The sequence below is a fragment of the Curtobacterium luteum genome (assembly GCF_001475545.1).
Taxonomy (GTDB): Bacteria; Actinomycetota; Actinomycetes; order Actinomycetales; family Microbacteriaceae; genus Curtobacterium; species Curtobacterium luteum_A.
Map to the genome: position 1 here is coordinate 1 of NZ_LDQC01000188.1, position 815 is coordinate 815.

2 protein-coding genes are annotated in these 815 nt (G+C 71.4%); one reads left to right on the forward strand and one right to left on the reverse strand.

All coding sequences use genetic code 11. From position 1 onward, the window contains the following. Positions 1-260, reverse strand: a 260-nt coding sequence (locus NS184_RS17085; protein ID WP_193750572.1) for an endo alpha-1,4 polygalactosaminidase, incomplete at its 3' end; no start/stop codon positions are given. Positions 261-288: 28 nt separating this feature from the next. On the opposite strand from NS184_RS17085, the gene NS184_RS17090 reads away from it, so the two are divergent. Beyond that, positions 289-771 carry an endo alpha-1,4 polygalactosaminidase gene (locus NS184_RS17090; RefSeq protein ID WP_083513806.1) on the forward strand — a complete coding sequence of 161 codons (483 nt, stop codon included), beginning with the start codon at positions 289-291 and terminating at the stop codon, positions 769-771. Positions 772-815: the final 44 nt, after the last annotated feature.

Below are 815 nucleotides of genomic sequence, written 5' to 3' on the forward strand. Positions count from 1 at the left end.
AGCGCCGCGGCGAGCGCGAGGTTCCCGGAGCGTGTGAGCTTCCCCTTCGAGCGCGTCCACGAGTCGAGGTTGTCGAACTCGACCGCGGCGAAGCCTCGCTCGGCGCACCGGGCGACGGACGTCGTCAGCACCCGGACGATCGTGGCGCGCTTGGCCGCGGTCGTGGTGTCGAGGAGCATCTCGTCGGGCCAGCCCGGGTCGGACACCGGCTTGCCCGTCCGGTCGCGGAGGATCGCGGTCGGGTGGTCCCGCTTCCACATCGCAGCCTCCTCGGGCTGGCCCGACGAGATGCTCCTCGACACCACGACCGCGGCCAAGCGCGCCACGATCGTCCGGGTGCTGACGACGTCCGTCGCCCGGTGCGCCGAGCGAGGCTTCGCCGCGGTCGAGTTCGACAACCTCGACTCGTGGACGCGCTCGAAGGGGAAGCTCACACGCTCCGGGAACCTCGCGCTCGCCGCGGCGCTCGTACGGCTCGGTCACGGCAAGGGCCTCGCGGTCGGGCAGAAGAACACCCCGCAGCTCGGCGCGTCGGGGCGGAAGCAGACCGGGTTCGACTTCGTCGTCGCCGAGGAGTGCTTCGTCTACCAGGAGTGCGGCGCGTACACGAAGGCGTACGGGAAGCGGGTCATCGACGTCGAGTACACCGACAACAGCAAGCGTCCGTGGTCGGCGGTCTGCGCGTCGACGAAGCGACCGGCGATGACGATCCTCCGGGACCGCGACCTGGTGCCGGCGGGCGAGGACGCGTACGTGTTCGAGCACTGCTGACGCGGGCTGCGTCGCGTGCAGGACCACCCGGCCTGGAGGCGCGG

Bases quoted from the DNA above. Each gene is read 5' to 3' on its own strand.
- NS184_RS17090 (WP_083513806.1), top strand. From the start codon at position 289: ATGCTCCTCGACACCACGACCGCGGCCAAGCGCGCCACGATCGTCCGG.